Consider the following 16,722-nt stretch of genomic DNA (forward strand, 5'->3'; position numbering starts at 1 on the left):
GGCTTCATTTTTATCGCTTCTACTAAAATATCTAAATATTCATCTTCTGTAATTGGCGTAAATTTTCCTCTTATAAAATCATTTGCAAGTGCCGTCTTCTTTACTACATAAAGCGGATGATATTTTACAGAGTCTATCCCCCAGTTATAAGCCTCTTTTGCGGTTTGAAGCATCATCTCCTTTGACTCACCTGGAAGACCAAATATTAGATGTCCGCAAACATTTAGTCCTCTGTTTTTTGCTTTTAAAATCCACTCTTTGACATTTGCGCTGTCATGCCCGCGGTTAATTTTTTGCAGAGTCTCATCATAAACAGACTGAATCCCAAACTCTATCCAAATCTCTTTTTCTTCGCCTAGTTTAGCTAGATAATCAAGTGTCTGCTCTGTTATACTATCAGAGCGAGTACCTATGCTGAGTCCTACAACATCATCAAAAGAGAGAGCTTTGTCATAGAGAGCTTTTAGTGTTTCAAACGGGGCATAGGTGTTTGTAAAGGATTGAAAATAGGCTAGAAACTTCTTCGCACCATACTCTTGATGCTGTCTTTTGCTGATTGTGTTAAATTGCATCTCTAGCTGAGCTAACTGCTTATCAAGGTTTGGATTTGTTTTTGAGTTTAGGTTAAGGTAAAAACCTTTTAACTCTTGAGTTTCTCCGGTGCTTGCGCTAAAGGAGTCATTTTCGCAAAAGGTACATCCGCCTTTGGCTACTGTTCCATCAATATTTGGACATGTAAATCCAGATATATTGATACCGACTTTATAAACTTTGCAACCAAACTTAGCCTTTAAGTAGTTGCCAAAGGTATAGACTTGCTTCATTAAACGATGTATTTTCCGGTAAAACAGGCTGTGCAGTAGTTATCTGTTTTTGAATTAACACTTCTAAGAAGCGATGCTTCATCAAGATATGCCAATGAATCCGCTTCAATAAACTTGCATATATCATCTAGTGACATATTTGCGGCGATTAGTTTATCCTTGTCAGGTGTGTCCACGCCGTAAAAACATGGGTCGGTTGTCGGAGGAGATGATACTCTCATGTGAACTTCACGCGCACCTGCCTCCTTTAACATTCTTACGATTCTTTTTGAAGTTGTTCCGCGCACTATTGAGTCATCAACGACAATCACTCTTTTGCCTTTAATTATATCAGTCATAGGGGAGAGTTTCATCTTGACCTTAAGGTCTCGCATCTCTTGTGTCGGCTCAATAAAGGTTCGCCCTATATAGTGATTTCGCATAATTCCCATCTCATAAGGGATTCCGCTCTCTTGAGCATAACCTATAGCCGCAGGAACTCCACCGTCTGGAACAGGGATGACCATATCAGCCTCAACAGGCTTGATATGTGCCAACTCTATACCCATATTTTTTCTAGTCTGATAAACACTCTGTCCAAATACTTTTGAGTCAGGTCTTGAAAAATAGACATACTCAAAGATGCAGTGTTTTGGGGTAGGTTCAAAAACCTTGATGCTTCTTGGCTCTTCGCCCTCGCTAAATATGAGAAGTTCGCCTGGCTCTACATCTCTTATAAATTCGGCACCGACAAGATCAAAGGCACAAGTTTCACTCGCAACAATATAGCCGCCTCCGGGAAGTTTTCCAAGGCTTAGAGGACGAAAACCATGTCTGTCACGCATTGCAAACATTTTTGTTCTGCTTAAAAAGACAAGCGAAAATGCACCCTCTATTCTCTGCACAGCATCTATAATTCTATCAAGAAGTTTTCTTTTTTCACTCTTTGCTATGAGGTGAATAAGGTTTTCTGTATCCATAAAGGTTTGAAAAATCGCACCTTTATCGATAAGTTTTGTACGAATCTCCTCTGCATTTGTGAAGTTTCCGTTGTGAACGATTGCCATCTCGCCCAAATCGTATCTTGCAAATACAGGCTGAGCATCAAGGATTGAGTCATCTCCCGCAGTTGAGTAGCGTGTGTGACCGATTGCACTTGAACCTTTTAGGGTTTCTAGTTTTTTCTCGTCAAACACCCGCATAACTAAACCACGTTTTTTTATTGTTTGAAGTTTTGTTCCGTTTGAGGAGCTTATTCCGGCTGCTTCTTGCCCACGATGCTGAAGTGCATGCAGTGAAAAATAAGCCAGTCTTGAAGCTTCTTTGTTACCGTAGATTCCTACAACTGCGCATTTTTCATTCATATTTTCTAGCACGTTTTCTCCTCGAGAATATTTAACGGGATTATACTAAAACCAAATTAAATTTGACTTTATAGCTCTAAACAGTCACTTATAGAGTAAAGTCCTGCTTCTTTGTTTACCAACCAAGATGCTGCCTTTATAGCGCCTTTGCTAAAGGTGTTTCTTGATGTTGCTGTGTGGTTTAACTCTATAAATTCGCCGTCGTTGTAAAAACCGACGGTATGACGACCGACAATATCTCCGCCTCGAAGTGCCATTACAGCGATTTCATCTTTGCTTCTCTCTCCGATGTTTCCGTCTCTGCCGCTTATGCGGACATTTTTAAGGTCTACTCCACGCCCACGTGCACATGATTCTCCAAGAGTAAGAGCTGTCCCGCTAGGAGCATCCTTTTTATGCCTATGATGCATCTCTGCTATCTCAATATCAAATCCCTCAAGTGCAGCAGCAGCTTGATAGACAAGCTTATTTAAAAGTGCTACTCCCAAAGACATGTTTGTGGCATAAAGGACAGGCATAATCTCACTTGCTTGCTTTAAAAGATTGAGTTGATGCGCATTTAATCCTGTTGTTCCTATTACTAAAGGCTTTGGTGTTTGAAGAGACGCTTCAAGAAGAGTCTCGCAAGCCTCAGGAAGAGAGAAGTCTATAACGATATCACAGCAATTTAGGAATGATTTTATATTTGTGCTTACCAATACTGAAGGATCAATAGAAAAATTAAGTGAATCTCTTACAAAAACAGAACTCAAACTTATACCATCAGTCTCTTTTAAATCATCGATAATAAGCTTCCCAACCCTGCCGTTTGCTCCAAAAACTCCAACTTTTATCACAATGTATTCCTTTAATTTATTTTAATGGTTTAGTAACTCATCAACATACGATATTGCTTGAAGCGCCGCAACAGCACCATCGCCCGCAGCACTAACAACCTGCTTTGGAGCAGCTATACGCATATCGCCTGCTGCAAAAAGACCTTTAACTGATGTCTTCATGCTTATATCAACGATTATATCTCCCTGCTTGGTTACATCGCACAGAAAGCTTCCATCTTCTTGGATAAGAGTTTGATTATTTACGTCATTTCCGACAAAAACAAAAACACCAGGTGCTTTAATATCGCGAATCTCTCCGGCACTGTTTTTTACCTTGATGCCGACAACTCCCATATTATCGCCATAAACTTCTTCTGGAGTTGAGTTTAAAACTAGTTCAATATTTTGGGTTTTCTCTACTCTTTTGACTGTATTTGGAGCAGAGCGAAAGGAGTCACGTCTATGAATAAGATAAACTTTAGAGCATATTTTGGCAAGATATAGAGCTTCTTCAAGAGCAGTGTCTCCGCCGCCTATTACCGCGACTTCTTTTGCTTTATAGAAAAAACCATCACAGGTAGCACAGGTACTCACTCCTTTTCCAAAGAGTTCATCCTCTCCTGCGAATCCTGCACGTCTTGGAGAAGAACCAGTGCAAACTATAACACTATGCGCCTCTGCTATTGAGCCATCTTCTTTAAGTATTTTAAACACATCGCCATCTTTGCTGACGCGTTTTACTTCAACCATCTCATGTTTTAGTCCAAATTTTTGGCACTGCTGGGGCCATGGCATCATCAAATCCATTCCGCTGATTTCGCCTGTTACCCCAGGGTAGTTCTCTATCTCTGAGCTTTGAGTAATTTGCCCACCTGGCATACCTTTTTCAAACATAACTACATTTTCTAAACCACCGCGTGTTGCGTATAATCCAGCCGTAAGACCAGCAGGTCCGCCGCCAATAATTGCACAATCAAGTATCATAATTATTATCCTTAATTTATATAACGATACTTGAACAAGTCCAAGTATCTACGCTAGCCGCTAAGGCACTAAAGATAGGCATAAAACTATAATAAATCTACATCTTTAGATAACTCATTTAAATTATCTAGTTTTCGTATCATTATATTTATTATTCCCGTAAAGAAACAAGTCTCTTTACTCCGCTTTGACCGCTGTGGTCACTAAAGATAGGCATAAAACTATAATAAATCTACATCTTTAGATAACTCATTTAAATTATCTAGTTTTCGTATCATACTATCTTGTTTATAAAGAGACTCTTTTGTTTTCTTGATAAAAAAAATAGAGGGAATTTCATATATATTAAATCTTTGTATAAAGCTTAGAGATGTTTTGGTGCCTGAGCGTACAAAGGTGGTATTTTTACTGTTTTCATAGACTTCGTTATAGTAATCAATGGCAATTATGGGGAGATTTAGCTCTACATCTGCAAGAAGTTCGGCTGTTTTGTCTATTTTGGAACTGTAAAAAATTACTATATATTTCTCGGCAGTTGGTGTAAAAATGTCTTTCTTTTCATAAAAAACCCACTCTTTAAAGTCGATAAATTTATATTCAGAGAATTTATAGTTGAAGTATGCAAAGGCAACGGCTATCATAGCCGCGCCAAAGAAAGAGGCTAGTAGAGTAGATAGGGAAAAGAGGCTTTTGCCCCTAGCAGACACTACGTTTCTCTTCTCTTGAGTTACGCTAAAAGAGCGTTTATTTTTTCAGCAAGAGCAGCTTTAGATTGTGCTCCGACAACTTGATCTACCATCTTGCCATCTTTAAAAAACATGATTGTAGGGATAGAACGGATACCGAATTTCACAGCAATATCTTGCTCTTCATCAGTATTTACTTTACATATTTTAGCTTTGCCATCGTAGTCATTAGCAAGCTCTTCAATTACAGGAGCAATCATACGGCAAGGTCCACACCAAGGTGCCCAAAAGTCAACTAAAGAAACGCCTTCGCTTAGTGTTGCTTCAAAATCTGAGCTAGTTAGTTCTATATATTTTCCCATTTTAATATCCTTCTTTAAGTTTAAGTTTTTGCATTATACAAGCCTAACTCTTTAAAATTGCTTTATAACAAATCTATTAAAATTTTATAAACACTTTTTTTCTTTTGCGGTAAAGAACACACTCGCTATAACCTGCACTTCTTGCCATTTGAGTAGCTTCATCGCTGTAGAGATTGACTTGCTCAGGTTTATGGGCATCTGAAGCAAACGTTATCGGTATATCTAGTTTTTTAATCTCCCTTAAGAGCGACAGAGATGGATACGCTTCCCCGATAGGCTTTCTAAATCCTGCGACATTTATCTCAACCGACATACCGGCTTCTTTAATTGCCAAAAGCGCATTTTTTGCTATTTCGTTTATATCTCGATTTGGCATATATTTGAAAATTTTAATTAAATCCAAATGCCCGACAATGTCAAAGAGGTTACTTTTAGCCATCTCCTCTATGGCATCAAAATATTTTTGCCAAATAAGGTCAATGTCTTGGTTCTCATAGGTGCCAATAAACTCAGGGTTGTCAAATCCCCACTCCTCTATAAAGTGTACAGAGCCTATGAGATAGTCAACATCTGCATCTAAGACTCTTTTGTCCATGTAACCTTTAAGATAATCAACTTCATATCCTAAAAGTATCTCTATCTCACTTTTATATCTCTGTTTTGCTTCAAGAACAGTTGTTTCATACTCTTGCATCTGCTCAAAACTTATACGGTATTTTTCATCAAAATGCATTGGAGCATGCTCTGCAAAACCGAAATATTTTATGTTGGACGCTATAGCTTTTTCGATATATTGGGATATTTCACCCTCCGCATGGTTGCAAAGTTTTGTGTGGTTATGTAGGTCAACTATCATGATGTCCATTCTCAGATTTATATATTTTATGATATTATAGTGCTAAAAATTAAATTTAGCGAATTTTAAAGGGAGAGCTGTTTATGACTCAAGAAGAACTAGATGCTTTAATGAGCGGTGATATTGAAGAATTAGAATCTTTGCCAGAGGATAATTCAAGCGATGACTTGGTTAATGATAGTGAAGAATTTGAAGAAGAGGAGAGTGATGAGTCCTCAGAAGCTGACTCCGACAAACCTCTTGGCTATAGCACTGATACTGCGCACCATTGGCCTCTTCCTGCAACAAAAGAAAATAAAATGGTGCATCAGCTTGATGATGTAACAAAAGAGAGTGAAGAAAAAGCCAGCGAAATTTTTGACTTAATAGAGAGTGTTTCCAATGACCTTATGGAGAAGGAAGAAAATTTAAAAAGCATAATAGAAGTGTTAAGAAGTAACATTAAACTCTTTACGACACTCAATATAAAATTTCCTGAAGTAAGTGCTTTTGAGGAGCAACTGCATAAGAATACGCTAGCGCTAGAGGAAACAAAAGAAACTTTAGAAGCGCTTCAATCAAGCGGGGAATCGATAATGAGCGTTATGGATATTATGCAGTATCAGGATATTCATCGCCAGAAGATTGAACGTGTTATCAATGTTATGCGCGCACTTTCTAACTATATGAACTCCCTTTTTGAAGGCAGAATAGATGATGACAAAAGAGTCTCTTCGGCACAACATATTGTCGGAGATACGCATAATGAATTGGCTTCAAATGAAGATATAGAAGCTCTTTTGGCACAGTTTGGCAGTTGATGCAAAAAGTTGAGTTATTATCCCCTGCGGGAACATTAGAAAAATTAAAAATTGCTATTGATTTTGGTGCTGATGCAGTATATGGGGGAGTAAGTCACTTCTCTCTTCGCATTCGTTCAGGCAAAGAGTTTAGTTTTGAGGAGTTTGAAGAGGGAATCGCATACGCACATGCAAGAGATAAAAAAGTTTATGCAACAATAAACGGCTTCCCTTTTAACTCCCAACTTAACCTTTTAAAAAAACATATTTTAAAAATGGCAGAATTAAAACCGGATGCTTTTATAATCGCAACACCCGGGGTGCTTAAACTTTGCCATGAGCTTGTACCGGATATGCCTCTTCACCTCTCGACTCAAGCCAATGTCATGAATGTTCTTGATGCAAAAGTCTATTATGATATGGGAGCAACACGCATAATAACGGCAAGAGAAATTTCACTTAAAGATTTAGTTGAGATAAAAAAAGAACTTCCTGAGTTGGAACTAGAAGTTTTTGTTCACGGTTCTATGTGCTTTGCATATAGTGGAAGATGTCTTATCTCTACTCTGCAAAGTGGGCGTGTTCCAAATCGTGGCTCATGTGCAAATGATTGTAGATTTCCTTATGAGATGTACGCTGCAAATCCTGAGACGGGAACACTCTTTAGACTTGAGGAGGATGAGGGAGTCGGAACTTATATCATGAACTCAAAAGACCTTAATCTCGCTTCACATGTAAAAGAGATTTTAGATACCGGTGCGGTTGACTCAATTAAAATTGAGGGTCGTACAAAAACAGCTTATTATGCCGCAGTAACGGCAAAAGCTTACAGAATGGCGATCGACGACTACTATAACGGTGTGAATGATATACAGAAGTATCAATATGAACTTCAATCTCTCCAAAACCGTGGCTATACAGATGCTTACCTAATCTCTAGACCGTTTGAAAAACATGATACTCAGAGTCTCGATTTTACAATGCAACTTGGAACGCATCAGGTAAGCGGGGTGGTAAACGAAGAGGGTACATACTTTTTATGCAAGTATAAAACCCTTCCGGGAGATGAACTAGAGATAGTTGCTCCATTAAGCTCTGATATAGAATTAGTTGACAATGAGATAGGTACGATTTATGAGCGTGAGGGAAGAGTTTATTTAAAACTAAAACAGCTCTTAGCTGAAAATAAAAAAGTTTGGGATGAGGTGCATAGTGGAAACATAAACCCTATAAAGCTTCCAAAAAAACTTCCCCCGTACACTTTTTTGAGAATCCCCTCTTCACCTGAAATGGGAACATATCCAAAAGGAAAATAAGCTTTTTTATACATCAAAAATAATTTAAAAAGCTATGCTATAATCTCCAATCAAAAAAAGGAAGATATTAGATGAAATTTGTTTCAATTATAATAGGGTCAAAAAGCGATTATGAAGTAATGAAATCTTGTTCGGATACGCTTGAGGCGTTTGGTGTTGAGTATGAGATGATAATATCTTCAGCGCACCGCTCGCCTGAGAGAACAAAAGAGTACATCGCAACAGCCGAAAAAAAAGGCGCTCAAGTTTTCATTGGGGCAGCTGGTATGGCTGCGCATCTAGCAGGTGTTTTATCTTCTAAGACGGTAAAGCCTATTATTGGGGTTCCTATGAGTGCCTCCGCTCTTAGTGGGATAGATGCGCTTCTTTCAACTGTTCAAATGCCTGCTGGAATGCCGGTAGCTACAGTTGCAATCGGAAAAGCAGGAGCTATTAACTCAGCTTATTTAGCTATGCAGATTTTAGCGCTTGATAATGAGGAGTTAGCTGTGAAACTCAAAGAGGATCGCATCGCAAAAGCAAAAAAAGTTGAAATGGATTCTATGGAGATAGAGACAATTTTATCTTAAAAATTTGTAACAGGAGCACACATGAAGTGGATGAGCGACGAAGAGTACATGGAACTTACGGGTTTGGATATATCGGCTATTGATGATTTAGCAGACAGAGGCAAGTTGACGATAAAAGTAGAAGATGGAATACGATATATAGACCCCTCAAAAGGTGCCGGCGAAGTAGTTCCCGCTCAACTTAAAGAACTCTCTATTCATAACACAAAAGAGATGGTAGTGCAACCTCAATTTGTCGAAAAGACAATAGGTACCATTATCAACCTTCATGAAAAAGTGCTTGATGCAAAAGAGGAGACGCTTGCTGCGGTAAGAGTAGAAAACGAGTTTTTAAGAGAGGCGCTCTCTTCACTTCAAGAGCTCTATGATGAAGATAGAACAACGATACATACACTTCAAGAGCAGCTAAGACTTTCACAGCAAGAAGTTGAATTTATGAGAAGAAAATATAAACTAATGTGGAATAAAGCCATAGAAGAACACACAGACAAGTAAGCTTTTAAATGACTATTAATGAGGCATGTGTAGAGTGCATAATAAACCAGAGTGCTAAAGTGGCAACTGCCATACATGCAGACGAATCTCTCTCAAACGAGCTTACATCTACTGTTACTAAGATGAGCAAACACTTCTCTTACAACGATACTCCGCCTGAAATAGCCTCTTACGTTTATGAAAAGATGGCGCAAATTGCCAATAAAGTTGACCTTTATGATGAGGTTAAGGAGCTCTCTACAAAAAAAGCTCTCTCTTTTGTTCCACATTTAGAAGAAAAACTCCAGAACTCAATGGATAAACTCTTAACCGCTACAAAAATAGCCGTGGCAGGAAATGTTATAGATCTCGCTGCAGAGGTGGAATTTGACCTTGAAGAGGAGCTAGGAGAGATATTTTATACAGAGTTTGCTCACAATGATTTTGCTATATTTGAAGAGAAACTAAGTGGCGCAAAGAGTGTTTTGATAATAGGCGACAATGTAGGGGAACATATCTTTGACTATATGTTTATACAGACGCTTCAAGAGCTATACCCAAATGTAAAATACTCATACATGACAAGGGGAAATCCAATTATAAATGACGTTACTATAAAAGAGGCAAAAGAGGCGGGGTTTGATGAACTTTGCGAGCTTGTTGACAGCGGAGTCAACACCCCCGGATTTGTTTATGATAGAGCAAGTAGTTACTCCAAAGAGCTTTTTGATAGTGTAGATATGGTTATAAGCAAAGGGATGGGAAATTATGAGTGCATGAGCCCGTCACATAGAGATAATATCTGTTTTTTGCTCAAAGTGAAGTGCGGAGTTGTTGCCACCTCACTAAAAAAAGAGGTAGGCGACATAATTTGTAAAGTCGTTTAAATTTACTCAAATACCATCAAAGCGTAGCCGTTATTTTGAAACCTTATCGTATCTATAAAGCTGTTTTGTGATATTTTTACCTCAGGAATAACATCCTCTTTTGGAATCGTATTTGCATTTAAGCTCATAGCGCACACAACCACTTCGACACCTTTTTCTGATAGTTTTATGAGCTGTTGTTGAGAAGCTTTAATTGACTCTAAATCCTTTTCGTCAAGAACTATTTCATCATAATTTTTTGAAACTATTGGAGCGCAGCCTCCATGAATCGTTATTGCAAATTTTGTTGTATCGCCGTTTTTCTCAATCATGTCCATTGTTCTCTCAACTAAAATCATACGGCTTGCTACATACTGCATATCTTTTGCGTTACAGTTAAAAACCGCTTTGTATTCTTGTGCATTTGCCATTATAAAAAGAGTAGATAAAATAATGAAAAAATATTTCACATCATTCCCCAAGCCCAAAAACATTTGATAATGTATTGATATAGTTAAAATATCCGGTAATTGCAACTGCTTCTAAAATCTGCACGTCACTATAACCCAAATCTTTTAGTGCGTCAATCTCCTCTTTGAGTATTTTATAGCTCTCTTTTTGAGAAGCCCTGATGCAAAAGTTTAAAAGAGCTTTCTCTTTTGCATCCGTATCAATAGCATCAACTCCCTTTAATATTTTTTCAATTTTTTCATCAGAGAGTCCAAGCATCTTTGCAATGCCTTTATGGACATCTACACACATTTTGCATCCGTTTTCTTTTGAGATTAAAAGAGCAATAGCCTCTTTAATGTCATACGAGAGCGTAGTCTCATCAAGCAGATATTTTTGTATCATCATATCTGTTGCAAAGTAAACCTTTTCATCCATCGCCATAAGTTTAAATATTTCGCCGAGTTTTCCTGTTTTTTCTAAAATCGGACGTGCTCTGTCTTGAATCGCAGGGGTCATCTCTTCAAATTCCGGTAGTTTAATATGTGCCATATTTTCCTCTTTTATATATCTGCAGGTATTGTAGTTAAAATTTTAAAATCAATCAAGTAAATAGAAAAAAACTTAAAGTATAGCTTTGATATAATTGCGAAATTAAAAAATATTAGGGTGTAAATATGATAACTTTTAGCTCCATGTTACTAAAACTACAAGAATTTTGGATGAAACAGGGGTGTAACATCGTGCAGCCCTACGATATTACTGCCGGAGCGGGAACTTTTCATCCTGCTACATTTTTGCGCTCACTAGATTCCACTCCATGGTCTGTTGCTTATGTTGCACCATCACGCCGTCCGACTGATGGAAGATATGGAGAAAATCCAAATCGCCTTGGAAGCTACTACCAGTTTCAAGCCCTGATAAAACCCTCACCAGATAATATTCAAGAGCTTTACCTGAAATCTTTAGAGTATTTAGGGTTTGATGTAAAAAATCATGATATTCGTTTTGTTGAAGATAACTGGGAGTCGCCGACGCTCGGTGCTTGGGGACTTGGTTGGGAAGTTTGGCTAAATGGTATGGAAGTTACGCAATTTACATATTTTCAACAAGTCGGCGGTATAGAGTGTAACCCCGTTGCAGTTGAGATAACTTACGGAACAGAGCGTTTAGCGATGTACTTACAGGGTGTGGACACTGTATTTGACATAGTTTGGGGTAAGAATGAGCATGGAAAAACTTACTACCGTGATGTTCATAAAGAGGGTGAAATAGAGTTTTCAAAATATAACTTTGAAGTTGCGGATGTTGACATGTTGTTTAAGGAGTTTGAAGCAAAAAGCAAAGAGTGCCTAAGAGCGTTAGAAGCAGAGCTTCCTTTGCCTGCATATGACTTATGCATGATGGCAGCAAGCACTTTTAATGTTCTTGATGCCAGAAAAGCAATCAGCCAGACTGAGAGACAAAACTACATTCTAAAAATCCGTGAACTCTCACGCGGCTGCGCCGAGCTTTATAAGGCACAAGAAGAGGGTAGAAACAAGAGAGTTAAGGCTTAAACCTTAACCCGCAAGTGACTTAGTAAAATCTGCTTCTACCCCTTTTGGATCAGTTGCAAGTCTCTCTCTTACCATCTGGGCAAAAATATCTGGAAATATATCAAATACACCCTCTTTAACATCTTTTATAACCATCTTTGCCACATCAATAGGGTCTGCTTTTGGCATGTCAACTCCCTTTGTTAGTCTTGTGTCAATTGGTCCAGCAAAAACCTCATAAACTTCACTATCGTAAGCTTTTAATTCCGCTCTTAAGGCTTGAGTAAAGGAATGTAGAGCACTTTTTGATATGGAGTACTTTGCCATGATAGGGAGATTGCAAAGAGCGACGATGGAGGAGATGTTGATAATTTGCATCTTATGCTCTTTTGCATACTCAAAGTAGCTTTTACAGAGGTTTGCTGTACCTTTATAGTTGACTTCCATGTCGCTAAAGTCGCCATCAAAAACTCTTGCGCCAGAGTTAATACCTGCATTATTGATAAGCACATCTATATCGCTCGCCTTCTCTCTTGCCGCCTTTACAGAAGAGATGTCAGTTATGTCAAGCTCCAGAAGTTCAATGTTGCTTATATGTTTTAAATGCGCAAGTGAGTTTATATCCCTCGCCGCCGCATAAATCTTTTTTGCTTTTTGCTCTAGTAGAACCTCTATAAAAGCATTCCCAAGCCCACCGTTAGCACCTGTCACTAAAACTATTTTGTCTTGCATGATATATTCCTTAAAATAAATTAATCAAGATGGTAACATAAAAAGGTGTCTTAAGCGTGACACAAAGAGAGTTCAAGTTATCAATAGTAAGTTTGGATATAATTTTGTAAAATAAACAAATTTATAAAAATAAAATATGTCAATTTGTCATATTTTTTAGAAAATTATTAAATTTCAATTACTATAGAACCTAATTAATTTTAGGGGAAGATAGTATGAAGATACCAAATTTATTTACATACAACATGAATGAGTTAACTATGAACATGCAAATTTCGCAATTATCGTCTATAAGAACAGTTGAATTATTTGCAGGGGTTGGCGGTTTTAGACTAGGATTAGAAAAAGCCAGTTTTAAAAATAAGTTTTATAACGTAGTTTGGAGCAATCAGTGGGAACCCTCTACAAAAACGCAACATGCTTCTGATATATATTGTGCTAGATTTGGTTATGAAAATCACTCAAATAATGATATCTCTACTGTCGATGTTTCTAAAATTCCAGACCATGATTTACTTGTAGGCGGTTTTCCATGTCAAGACTACTCTGTTGCAAGCACACTTAAAAATTCACATGGAATTGTTGGTAAAAAAGGTGTTCTATGGTGGGAGATATATAGAATTTTGGAGCAAAAAAAAGAAAAAGCTCCAAAATATCTTCTGCTTGAGAATGTAGATAGGCTTTTAAAATCTCCTGCTGCTCAAAGAGGAAGAGATTTTGCAATTATCCTCTCATCGCTTAATTCTCTTGGTTATGGGGTTGAGTGGAGAGTTATAAATGCAAGTGATTATGGGATGCCACAAAGAAGAAAAAGAGTTTTTATAATGGCATACAAAAATGGGACAAAACCGTATTTGAATTTGCAACAAAAAACACCATTTGAGCTACTAAATAAAGATGGAGTTTTTGCCAAAACATTTCCTATAAAGATGATTCAAAAAGATGATGTATTCTCCTTAAAACTCTCTGATGACTTGGTTGATATTACAGAGAATTTTAATAAAAACACTCCTAATAAAAATAGTTTTTACGACTCTGGCTACATGATAGATGGAGTCTATTATACATCTACATGTAAAGCTGAACATCAAGGAAGCTTTAGTACGCTTGGCGATTTTTTACAAGATGAAAAAGATGTATCAAAAGAGTTCTATATAAGTGAAGAAGAGCTAGAAAAGTGGAAATATCATAAAAATTCAAAATCAATTGAGAGAGTAAATAAGACAACAGGACATAAATATCTTTATAGTGAAGGAAGCATGTCTTTTCCAGATTGTTTAAAAAAACCATCCAGAACAATCATAACTGGCGAAGGCGGAGCTAGTGCCTCACGCTTTAAACATGTTGTTTGTGTTGATGGGAGGCATAGAAGATTAACTCCTGTTGAACTAGAGAGATTAAATATGTTCCCAGACAATCATACCGCTGGTGTAAGTGATAGCAAAAGAGCATTTTTAATGGGAAATGCTTTAGTTGTAGGAGTGGTTGAGAGACTTGGAGAAAAATTGCTGCAAGAGTTGGAGCAATGAGAGAACTTCCATATGATATATACAGCAAAACTTCTATTTTAGCTTATGCTAAAGAGTTAATTCATCAAACATTAAGACTTAAATGTAAATTGGAGTTTGAGCCAGATAAAATAAAAAATAAAGGAAATTTTGGTCAGATTTTAGAAAAGTATTATTTTTTATATGAGCCAAATTCAAACTCTGGACCTGATTTTAAAGAAGTTGGACTTGAATTAAAATCTTCTCCAATAAAAAAATTAAAAAAACTGCACTATGTTTCTAAAGAGAGATTAGTTTTAAACATAATTAATTTTATGGAAGTTACTGAGCAAAATTTTAACAACAGTTCTTTTTGGAAAAAAAATAAAAATTTACTCTTGATTTTTTATCTTCATGAGTTAGAAAAAAATCTTTTAGATTATAAAATTGAAATTGCGGATGAGTGGTGTTTCCCTGAAATTGATTTGGAAATTATAAAAAATGATTGGGAGATAATCACAAACAAAATTAAAAATGGAAAAGCTCATGAGCTTTCTGAAGGAGATACGCTTTATTTAGGGGCTTGTACAAAAGGCTCAAAGGGTGGTAATTTAAGAGAACAGCCATATTCACAAATAAAAGCAAAACAAAGAGCGTACTCACTAAAGCAAGGATATGTTAATCATATTATTGCTTCACTTTCTGGTAAAAATCCAATATATGGAAAGGTTATCTCATCTTTAGAAGTTGCCAAAAAATCTTCTCTTGAAGAGATAGTAGTTTCAAAATTTCAATTTTATTACGGTAAAACAATAGCAGAAATTTTAAGGCTTCTTAATATATCTATAAATCAAAAAGCAAAAAATTTTTATGCAAATCTTTCAAAAGCTATTTTAGGAATTGAGTTAAATAAAGAGATTGAAGAGTTTTCAAAAGCAGATATTATAGTTAAAACGGTGCGCCTAAAAGAAAACAATCTTCCAGCTGAGGATATCTCTTTTCCAGTTTTTAAATACAATGAAATAATTTCTCAAAATTGGGAAGATTCAGAAATAAAAGAAATATTAGAACATAAATTTTTGTTCATATTTTTTCAATATGAAAATAACACTCTTAAATTAAAAAAAGTAAAATTTTGGAATATGCCTTATAAAGATTTGCAAGAAGTTCAAAGGGTTTGGAAAAATACAAAAGAAATAGTTAAAAGTGGAAATATTGTTAAAGAAATACAAACTAATAAAGATGGTAAACAAGTCAGAATTACAAATTTTCCATCAAAAAAGTTTAGTAATATTTCACATGTAAGACCACATGCAATCAATGCGAATGATGTTTTTGAGTTACCTGTAAAAGATAAAATAACAGAAGCTAAAGTATATACAAAGCACTGTTTTTGGTTAAATAACAGTTATATAAAAAATGAAATTTATTTAAAATAGTTTATGAAGAAAAGATTTAAACTTTGAGCCAAACACTTATTGGTCAAATAGACAAAATCCTTTTTGAAGATGATGGCTTTTTTATAGCCGTTTTAAAGAGTGGGGAGAAGGTTAGTGGCTCTTATCATGAGAGTAAAGTCTCTCATATAAAAAGCTCTGCCGTAACACTTAAGGGTGTGTGGGAAGAGCATAAAAAATATGGAAGAACTTTCAAGTTTGACTCAATAAAAGTAAACCAAAATGAGCTTTTTTTCTTTCTGAACAAAATTGTAAAAGGCTTTACAAAAAAACTCTCTGCCGAGCTTATTGAGCATTTTGGAAATGAAAAACTTATAGAAATATTAGACAATGACATAGAGAGGCTTTTAGAGTTTAACGGCATAAAAGAGAAGAGGCTTAAGAAGATTCAAGCGTCTTGGAAGAAGTTTCGTTCTATGAGAGAGCTTGGTGAGTTTTTAACTCCTTATGATGTTTCACAAGCTCTTCTTACGATAATTGCAACTGCTATGAAAGATGTAGATGATCCTCGCGAGAAGATAAAAAATAATCCCTACATTCTTACCTCTATAAATGGTATCGGCTTTAAAAGAGCGGATGAGTTGGCTCTTAAAATGGGAGTTACTAAAGAGGATGAGAACCGTATAAGTTCTGCTATGGATTATGTTCTTTTAAACTACTGCGAACAACAAGGTAACTCATGTGTGGCAAAAGAGATACTATTTAGCGGGCTTAATGAACTTCTCTGCTTTGAGGATAAAAACTATCTCTATGAAGCAGCACTTATTGAGAGAGTGAGTGAGCAGAGTATAGTTATTATGAAAAACAACCGCGTCTCTCCTGCTAGACTTTATGACTCTGAGAAATTTTTATATGATGATTTTAAGGCTAGGGCAAAAAAAGATAGCGGAGTGCTTATTAAAAACTTGGATGAGTTTTTAGACTCTCATGAACTAAAACTTGGGCAACAGCAAAAAGAGGCAGTTTTAAAGATCAACGAAGGTGTATCTCTGCTCTTTTTAGTCGGATATGCAGGAACAGGAAAGAGTACGACTTCAAAAACTATACTTGATCTATTAAACACAAGATATGATAAAAAAGAGATAATGACATGCGCACTTAGTGGCATAGCTTCTCAGCGCATTGCAGATACAACTGGTTATGAGAGTGCAACAATCCAGTCACTTTTAGTTAAGTTTGAA

19 protein-coding genes are annotated in these 16,722 nt (G+C 36.5%); 9 read left to right on the plus strand and 10 right to left on the minus strand.

The window, feature by feature from the left end; genetic code table 11:
- The 7 genes from M0Q17_RS07335 to M0Q17_RS07365 form a co-directional block, all read right to left on the minus strand.
- Window positions 1–824, minus strand: an 824-nt coding sequence (locus tag M0Q17_RS07335) for a TIGR01212 family radical SAM protein (protein WP_295085285.1), incomplete at its 3' end; no start/stop codon positions are given.
- Window positions 824–2,179, minus strand: coding sequence for an amidophosphoribosyltransferase (gene purF / locus M0Q17_RS07340; protein ID WP_295085288.1), 1,356 nt, complete (start codon window positions 2,177–2,179; stop codon window positions 824–826). The genes M0Q17_RS07335 and purF, both read right to left, overlap by 1 nt.
- Window positions 2,180–2,235: 56 nt before the next feature.
- Window positions 2,236–3,003 carry a 4-hydroxy-tetrahydrodipicolinate reductase gene (gene dapB / locus M0Q17_RS07345; protein ID WP_295085291.1) on the minus strand — a complete coding sequence of 256 codons (768 nt, stop codon included), beginning with the start codon at window positions 3,001–3,003 and terminating at the stop codon, window positions 2,236–2,238.
- Window positions 3,004–3,024: 21 nt separating this feature from the next.
- Entirely contained in the window at window positions 3,025–3,966 is a 942-nt protein-coding gene (gene trxB, locus M0Q17_RS07350) for a thioredoxin-disulfide reductase (RefSeq protein WP_295085334.1), read from the minus strand.
- A 224-nt stretch (window positions 3,967–4,190) separates the two neighbouring features.
- Window positions 4,191–4,610: a hypothetical protein gene (locus M0Q17_RS07355; RefSeq protein WP_295085294.1), complete on the minus strand. Its 420-nt coding sequence runs from the start codon at window positions 4,608–4,610 to the stop codon at window positions 4,191–4,193.
- A gap of 86 nt (window positions 4,611–4,696) precedes the next feature.
- On the minus strand, window positions 4,697–5,017 hold the full coding sequence (gene trxA, locus M0Q17_RS07360; protein WP_294888603.1) for a thioredoxin: 321 nt from the start codon (window positions 5,015–5,017) through the stop codon (window positions 4,697–4,699).
- A 76-nt stretch (window positions 5,018–5,093) separates the two neighbouring features.
- The gene (locus tag M0Q17_RS07365) at window positions 5,094–5,873 is read right to left on the minus strand and encodes a histidinol-phosphatase (RefSeq protein ID WP_295085297.1); all 780 of its coding nucleotides are present in this window, start codon (window positions 5,871–5,873) and stop codon (window positions 5,094–5,096) included.
- A gap of 83 nt (window positions 5,874–5,956) precedes the next feature.
- Between M0Q17_RS07365 and M0Q17_RS07370 the strand changes: the two genes are divergently transcribed.
- The 5 genes from M0Q17_RS07370 (at window position 5,957) to M0Q17_RS07390 (ending at window position 9,898) form a co-directional block, all read left to right on the plus strand.
- Window positions 5,957–6,673: a chemotaxis protein gene (locus M0Q17_RS07370; protein ID WP_295085300.1), complete on the plus strand. Its 717-nt coding sequence runs from the start codon at window positions 5,957–5,959 to the stop codon at window positions 6,671–6,673.
- Window positions 6,673–7,968, plus strand: a complete 1,296-nt coding sequence (locus tag M0Q17_RS07375) for a peptidase U32 family protein (protein WP_295085304.1) — start codon at window positions 6,673–6,675, stop codon at window positions 7,966–7,968. The genes M0Q17_RS07370 and M0Q17_RS07375 overlap by 1 nt, the downstream gene beginning before the upstream one ends.
- Before the next feature lie 71 nt (window positions 7,969–8,039).
- Entirely contained in the window at window positions 8,040–8,537 is a 498-nt protein-coding gene (purE, locus tag M0Q17_RS07380; protein WP_295085307.1) for a 5-(carboxyamino)imidazole ribonucleotide mutase, read from the plus strand.
- Window positions 8,538–8,558: 21 nt separating this feature from the next.
- Window positions 8,559–9,032, plus strand: a complete 474-nt coding sequence (locus M0Q17_RS07385) for a DUF3972 domain-containing protein (RefSeq protein ID WP_295085310.1) — start codon at window positions 8,559–8,561, stop codon at window positions 9,030–9,032.
- 8 nt (window positions 9,033–9,040) lie between these two features.
- The gene (locus tag M0Q17_RS07390; protein ID WP_295085314.1) at window positions 9,041–9,898 is read left to right on the plus strand and encodes an ARMT1-like domain-containing protein; all 858 of its coding nucleotides are present in this window, start codon (window positions 9,041–9,043) and stop codon (window positions 9,896–9,898) included.
- A 2-nt stretch (window positions 9,899–9,900) separates the two neighbouring features.
- Here the strand turns inward: M0Q17_RS07390 and M0Q17_RS07395 are convergent, their stop codons facing one another.
- Complete coding sequence (locus M0Q17_RS07395; protein WP_295085317.1) at window positions 9,901–10,347, minus strand: DsrE family protein; 447 nt, start codon at window positions 10,345–10,347, stop codon at window positions 9,901–9,903.
- Window position 10,348: 1 nt separating this feature from the next.
- Window positions 10,349–10,879 carry a carboxymuconolactone decarboxylase family protein gene (locus tag M0Q17_RS07400; protein WP_295085320.1) on the minus strand — a complete coding sequence of 177 codons (531 nt, stop codon included), beginning with the start codon at window positions 10,877–10,879 and terminating at the stop codon, window positions 10,349–10,351.
- Window positions 10,880–11,004: 125 nt separating this feature from the next.
- Here M0Q17_RS07400 and glyQ point away from each other — a divergent pair, with 125 nt between their 5' ends.
- The gene (gene glyQ / locus M0Q17_RS07405) at window positions 11,005–11,886 is read left to right on the plus strand and encodes a glycine--tRNA ligase subunit alpha (protein WP_295085322.1); all 882 of its coding nucleotides are present in this window, start codon (window positions 11,005–11,007) and stop codon (window positions 11,884–11,886) included.
- A 3-nt stretch (window positions 11,887–11,889) separates the two neighbouring features.
- On the opposite strand, the gene M0Q17_RS07410 is transcribed toward glyQ, so the two are convergent.
- Window positions 11,890–12,597 (minus strand): SDR family NAD(P)-dependent oxidoreductase, encoded by a 708-nt coding sequence (locus M0Q17_RS07410; protein WP_295085324.1) that lies wholly within the window; start codon window positions 12,595–12,597, stop codon window positions 11,890–11,892.
- A gap of 215 nt (window positions 12,598–12,812) precedes the next feature.
- On the opposite strand from M0Q17_RS07410, the gene dcm reads away from it, so the two are divergent.
- From dcm to M0Q17_RS07425, 3 genes are all read left to right on the plus strand, one after another.
- On the plus strand, window positions 12,813–14,126 hold the full coding sequence (gene dcm / locus M0Q17_RS07415; protein WP_295085326.1) for a DNA (cytosine-5-)-methyltransferase: 1,314 nt from the start codon (window positions 12,813–12,815) through the stop codon (window positions 14,124–14,126).
- Entirely contained in the window at window positions 14,123–15,523 is a 1,401-nt protein-coding gene (locus M0Q17_RS07420) for a Sau3AI family type II restriction endonuclease (protein ID WP_295085328.1), read from the plus strand. The genes dcm and M0Q17_RS07420 overlap by 4 nt, the downstream gene beginning before the upstream one ends.
- 23 nt (window positions 15,524–15,546) lie before the next feature.
- On the plus strand, window positions 15,547–16,722 hold a 1,176-nt coding region (locus M0Q17_RS07425; RefSeq protein WP_295085331.1), incomplete at its 3' end, for an ATP-dependent RecD-like DNA helicase.

The organism is Sulfurimonas sp. (genome assembly GCF_023229105.1).
Classification (GTDB): domain Bacteria; phylum Campylobacterota; class Campylobacteria; order Campylobacterales; family Sulfurimonadaceae; genus Sulfurimonas.

Excerpts from the sequence above, each read along its gene's own strand:
- M0Q17_RS07355 (WP_295085294.1), bottom strand. The coding sequence starts at position 4,610 with ATGATAGCCGTTGCCTTTGCATACTTCAACTATAAATTCTCTGAATAT.
- trxA (WP_294888603.1), bottom strand. The coding sequence starts at position 5,017 with ATGGGAAAATATATAGAACTAACTAGCTCAGATTTTGAAGCAACACTA.
- M0Q17_RS07365 (WP_295085297.1), bottom strand. The coding sequence starts at position 5,873 with ATGATAGTTGACCTACATAACCACACAAAACTTTGCAACCATGCGGAG.
- M0Q17_RS07370 (WP_295085300.1), top strand. The coding sequence starts at position 5,957 with ATGACTCAAGAAGAACTAGATGCTTTAATGAGCGGTGATATTGAAGAA.
- M0Q17_RS07375 (WP_295085304.1), top strand. The coding sequence starts at position 6,673 with ATGCAAAAAGTTGAGTTATTATCCCCTGCGGGAACATTAGAAAAATTA.
- purE (WP_295085307.1), top strand. The coding sequence starts at position 8,040 with ATGAAATTTGTTTCAATTATAATAGGGTCAAAAAGCGATTATGAAGTA.
- M0Q17_RS07385 (WP_295085310.1), top strand. The coding sequence starts at position 8,559 with ATGAAGTGGATGAGCGACGAAGAGTACATGGAACTTACGGGTTTGGAT.
- M0Q17_RS07390 (WP_295085314.1), top strand. The coding sequence starts at position 9,041 with ATGACTATTAATGAGGCATGTGTAGAGTGCATAATAAACCAGAGTGCT.
- M0Q17_RS07400 (WP_295085320.1), bottom strand. The coding sequence starts at position 10,879 with ATGGCACATATTAAACTACCGGAATTTGAAGAGATGACCCCTGCGATT.
- glyQ (WP_295085322.1), top strand. The coding sequence starts at position 11,005 with ATGATAACTTTTAGCTCCATGTTACTAAAACTACAAGAATTTTGGATG.
- M0Q17_RS07410 (WP_295085324.1), bottom strand. The coding sequence starts at position 12,597 with ATGCAAGACAAAATAGTTTTAGTGACAGGTGCTAACGGTGGGCTTGGG.
- dcm (WP_295085326.1), top strand. The coding sequence starts at position 12,813 with ATGAAGATACCAAATTTATTTACATACAACATGAATGAGTTAACTATG.
- M0Q17_RS07420 (WP_295085328.1), top strand. The coding sequence starts at position 14,123 with ATGAGAGAACTTCCATATGATATATACAGCAAAACTTCTATTTTAGCT.